6 protein-coding genes are annotated in these 4592 nt (G+C 63.7%); 2 read left to right on the forward strand and 4 right to left on the reverse strand.

All coding sequences use genetic code 11. The features are described from left to right. Positions 1 to 95 precede the first annotated feature (95 nt). From SX1_RS13465 to SX1_RS13475, 3 genes are all read right to left on the reverse strand, one after another. Positions 96 to 1142, reverse strand: a complete 1047-nt coding sequence (locus SX1_RS13465) for a homocysteine S-methyltransferase family protein (RefSeq protein WP_019053413.1) — start codon at positions 1140 to 1142, stop codon at positions 96 to 98. Between the two features lie 118 nt (positions 1143 to 1260). After that, the gene (gene metF / locus SX1_RS13470; RefSeq protein WP_019053414.1) at positions 1261 to 2172 is read right to left on the reverse strand and encodes a methylenetetrahydrofolate reductase; all 912 of its coding nucleotides are present in this window, start codon (positions 2170 to 2172) and stop codon (positions 1261 to 1263) included. After that, entirely contained in the window at positions 2169 to 3140 is a 972-nt protein-coding gene (locus tag SX1_RS13475) for an ArsR/SmtB family transcription factor (RefSeq protein ID WP_017181096.1), read from the reverse strand. Before SX1_RS13475 ends, metF begins: the two co-directional genes overlap by 4 nt. 216 nt (positions 3141 to 3356) lie before the next feature. Between SX1_RS13475 and SX1_RS13480 the strand changes: the two genes are divergently transcribed. Together SX1_RS13480 and SX1_RS13485 are read left to right on the forward strand one after the other, a co-directional pair. After that, complete coding sequence (locus SX1_RS13480; protein ID WP_017181095.1) at positions 3357 to 3572, forward strand: hypothetical protein; 216 nt, start codon at positions 3357 to 3359, stop codon at positions 3570 to 3572. Positions 3573 to 3650: 78 nt separating this feature from the next. Further along, on the forward strand, positions 3651 to 3893 hold the full coding sequence (locus SX1_RS13485) for a hypothetical protein (RefSeq protein WP_019053416.1): 243 nt from the start codon (positions 3651 to 3653) through the stop codon (positions 3891 to 3893). Between the two features lie 72 nt (positions 3894 to 3965). Here SX1_RS13485 and SX1_RS13490 read toward each other — a convergent pair whose 3' ends face one another. Further along, positions 3966 to 4376 (reverse strand): glycine zipper 2TM domain-containing protein, encoded by a 411-nt coding sequence (locus SX1_RS13490; RefSeq protein ID WP_017181093.1) that lies wholly within the window; start codon positions 4374 to 4376, stop codon positions 3966 to 3968. Positions 4377 to 4592: the final 216 nt, after the last annotated feature.

Below are 4592 nucleotides of genomic sequence, written 5' to 3' on the forward strand. Positions count from 1 at the left end.
GGGGGGGGGGGGGGGGGGGGGGGGGGGGGCCATGTCGGAGAGCAAGCCTTTACAGGCCCTCCCCTAACCCCTCCCTGAAGGGAGGGGAACTATAGTCAAGCGGCGATGTGCATCGGCTCAAGGCCCGCAAGTCGCGTGACGACCGGCAGCTCCGGCACGGCTCTAGGCTTGTGCCCTTCCAGCGCCTTGGCCACCGCACCGATATGCGCGGGCGTCGTGCCACAGCAGCCACCGACCATATTGACCAGCCCTTCGTCCACCCATTCGCGGATCAGCCGTGCAGTGGTGGCGGGCAGCTCGTCATATTGCCCCAGTTCATTGGGCAGGCCCGCATTGGGATAGGCCAGGATCAGCGTGTCGGCATTTTTGGACAGTTCAGCGAGGTAGGGCCGCAACAGATCCGCGCCGAACGCGCAGTTCACCCCGATGGTGAGCGGCTTCAGATGGCGCAGCGAATACCAGAAGGCATTGATCGTGTGGCCCGACAGGTTGCGGCCCGACATGTCGGTGATGGTGAAGCTGAGCATCAGCGGCACGGAGCGGCCCGCCGCCGCCTCCGCCTCGCGCGCGGCCATGCCCGCCGCCTTGGCGTTGAGCGTGTCGAAGCAGGTTTCGACCAGCAGGAAATCGACCCCGCCCGCGATCAGCGCATCACATTGCTCGCGATAATCGGCTTTCAGCGTGTCGAAGTCGACCTCGCGAAAAGCGGGGTCGTTTACGTCGGGGGATATGGACAGCGTCTTGTTCGTCGGGCCGATCGAACCGCAGACGAAGCGGGGTCTGCCGTCCTTGGCCGTCGCCTTCTCGCACGCGGTGCGCGCCAGCTTCGCAGCGGCGATGTTGATGTCCCACACCAGATGTTCGCAGCCATAATCGGCCATCGCAATCTTGGTCGAGCTGAACGTATTGGTTTCGATCATGTCCGCGCCCGCGTCCAGATAAGCGCTGTGGATGCCTTCCACGATGTCGGGACGGGTCAGGCAGAGCAGGTCGTTATTGCCCTTCTGGTCCTTGGGCAGGTCGAGCGTGCCGCGATAATCCGCCTCGGTCAGGCCATGTTTCTGGATCGACGTGCCATAGCCGCCGTCGAAGATCAGGATCTTGTCTGCGGCCAGCGCCCGCAATGTCTGTTCGGCTGTCATATCAAAAACTCCGTTCGGGCTGAGCGCAGTCGAAGCCCTTGTCTGAGCGGAGGCGAAGACACCTCCCTGCGGTCGGTGGAACCCTTCGACAAGCTCAGGGCGAACGGATGAGTACAGATCATGCCGTTCCCCCATTGCTCGCCGTCGCCCGCAGGCCCAGCAAATGGCAAATCGCAAAACTCAGTTCAGCGCGGTTGAGCGTGTAGAAATGAAAATCGCGCACGCCCCCGCCGTAAAGGCTGCGACACAGTTCCGCCGCGATCGTCGCCGACACCAGCTGGCGCGATGCGGGATGATCGTCCAGCCCTTCGAACAGGCGGCCCATCCAGCTCGGCACCTGCGTATTGCACATCGCCGCCATGCGCTGCGTCGCGGCGAAATTGCTGACCGGCATGATGCCGGGTACGATGTCCGCCGTGATCCCCGCCGCCAAAGTCTTGTCCAGGAAGCGGAAATAGGCGTCGGGGGTGAAGAAGAATTGCGTGATCGCACGGGTCGCCCCGGCGTCCAGCTTGCGCTTGAGATTATCAAGGTCGCTCTGCGCGCTCGCCGCTTCGGGATGCACCTCTGGATAGGCCGACACGGAAATTTCGAACGGATGGCGCTGCATCAGCCCTTCGACCAGTTCGGCTGCGCCCTTATACCCCTCCGGGTGCGGCTCGAACGTGCCGCCGACTTCGGGCGGATCGCCGCGCAGCGCCACGATATGGCGCACCCCGGCCTCCCAATAGGCGTCTGCAATCTCGCCGATTTCCGCCTTGCTCGCGCCCACGCAGGTCAGGTGTGCGGCGGCGGCCAGCGGCGTTTCCCGCGCGATCCGGGCGACCGTATTATGCGTGCGCTCGCGGGTCGATCCGCCCGCGCCATAGGTTACGGACACGAATTTGGGCTGGAGCGGCGTCAGCGTTTCGATCGCCGACCACAACTGCGCTTCCATCTTTTCCGTCTTGGGCGGGAAAAATTCAAAGCTGACATGGCAGTCGCCCGCAAGGTCCGCATAGAGCGGCGCGGCGGGATCGTTCAAAGTCATGCGGAAATCCGTCCTTCTTGCTGCCGGACGGGCGCGCCCTTGCGTCGCCCCAGCCACAGTTGCACCGTCAGTTCATGGCCGGGCAAAGTCTCCACCCGTTCCAGTTGCAGGCCCGCAGCGGCGAACCAGCCTTCCATCTGCTCGTCGGAAAAGCCCAGCCGCGCATGCTGGTCGCGCACGCGCAACTCCTCCCGCTCATGCGGCGCGAAGTCGGCGATCAGTACCCGGCCATCGGCCGCAGTGACACGCGCAGCCTCCCCTATCACCTGCTCAGGCGCCTGCGCATAATGCAGCACCTGATGCAGCACGACCGTATCCACGCTGCCCGGCTCCAGCGGCAACGCGCCAAAATCACCCAGCAGCAGCGCATATTTGTCGCGCGCATCCTCAGGCAGCTTGGTCCGCGCCAGCCGCAGCATGTCGGGGCTGCGGTCGATCGCGGTCACCGCCTGCGCAGCGCCGCCGAACAGCTCGATCATCCGCCCGGTGCCAGTGCCGATGTCGAGCAAGTGGCCGATCGGCTCACGCTCCAGCAGCGCTGTCATCGCCGCCTCGACATCCGCCTCGGCCACATGGAGTGAGCGGATCGCGTCCCATTCTTCGGCATGGTCGGCGAAATAATCCTCCGCAGCGCGCGCCCGATCCGCCCGCACCGCCGCCAGCCGCGCCAGATCGGCTGCCTGCCACAATGTTTCGCTTTCCGACGGCGTCAGCCGGTCGAACAGCGCGATGAAGGGCGCAACATCGTCCCCCTTGCCCAGCCGCAGGAATACCCAATTGCCTTCCTTGCGCCGTTCCACAAGGCCGGCTTCGGCCAGGATACGGACATGGCGCGACACGCGCGGCTGGCTTTGCCCCACGACCTGCGCAATCTCCCCCACGGCCAGCTCCATCGCGCGCAGCAGGTGGATGATGCGCAGCCGCGTCGGGTCGCCAAGTGCCCGGAAAATATCGAGTGCCGTATGCATGGCGGCATCATATAAAGAAATCTTTATATACGTCAATGCCCGCAGAATTTCCGCAACTGCGAACAAAAGCGCCCGGCTTTGCGGCCCGGATTGCAGGAATGGGATTGCCTTGCATCATCCAAAGCATTACGAATCGATGCGCAGGCGCAATGGGGGGTGAGCTTTTCTCCGAGAGTGGTCTGCACCGTTTTTATTCTCAGAGAGGGGTTTCTGCCCATGACCAAGTCTATCGCTCTTTCGCTCGTTCTCGCTGCTTCGCTCGGCCTGGCCGCCTGCTCGGGTGGCGCGGAAAACGCTGCCAACAACGCCGCCAACTCGGCTGAGAACGCATCGAATGCTGCTGACAACGCGATGAACGCTGCGATGAACGCCGCCGACAACGCCGCCAACGCTGCGTCGAACGCGACCAACAACGTCGCGAACGCGATGTAAGTCCAGCCGGACTTTTCAGAATTTGATTGGGGGTCGCGCCGGAAACGGAGCGGCCCCTTTTCCATTGGGGACCGATCGATGATCCGCACCATCTTCATCGCCATGGCGCTGCTGTCGCTGACGGCCTGCGGTTCGGGGTCGCCCGATGGCGTCGGCGGGGTCAGCGCCAGCGAAGCCAGTGCGCTCAATGATGCAGCGGCGATGCTCGACGCACAAAAGGGGGCGGCGCAAAACGATAGCGCAGGTCTCAATCCGGCGGCCAGCACGGCGGCCCGCGCCGATCGCGGCCGGGTAGCGCCAGCGCCAGCCGCCAACCCCTGACGCAGAAAGGCCGCCTCGAACGAGACGGCCTTTCCCTTATCCTGCGCAAACCGCAGGTCTCACATCACCCGCTCAGCAATCGCGATCGATCGCGCGACCCGCCAGGGCACCGACGCCTGCGCCGATGATCGCGCCGGTCGTGCCGTCACCGCGACGGCCATAGCGGCCCGAACCCTTGCCGACTTCATTGCCCAGCAGGCCACCGGCGATCGCACCGATGATGGTGCCGCCCGTGCCATTGTCCCGGCAGCGATAACCGCCGCGATAGCCCCCACGATAGGCGTTGTTGCGATAATAGCGGTCATTGCCGCGATAATAACGGTCGCCGCGATAGCCGCGGTAACGGTCACCGCGATAATAGTCGCCACGGTCATAACCGCGATAATAGCCATCGCGGGCCATAGCCGGGGTTGCAGTCACGGCCAGGGAAGCAGCGCCCATTGCCAGAGCGGCTCCCATATTGATCAGAAACTTCATCTTCATGGCGTTGCTCCTTCCAAAACCATCAATGCCTTGGCGCGTCCCACGCACGGGTTTTGCCAGTCATGATCGTCTTATGACCGATTCGCCTTGAGCCGACCCTGAATGGGGCTGACAGCCATGGTTCAGAGTCGACCTCCGCTGAAAAGCACAATTTGAAGCGCGCAACCGCCTGCTGCGCCCGGCAGGATATTATCCTATGGCGAAGGGAATGTCGGC

It is taken from the genome of Sphingobium xenophagum NBRC 107872 (genome assembly GCF_000367345.1).
Taxonomy (GTDB): Bacteria; Pseudomonadota; Alphaproteobacteria; order Sphingomonadales; family Sphingomonadaceae; genus Sphingobium; species Sphingobium xenophagum.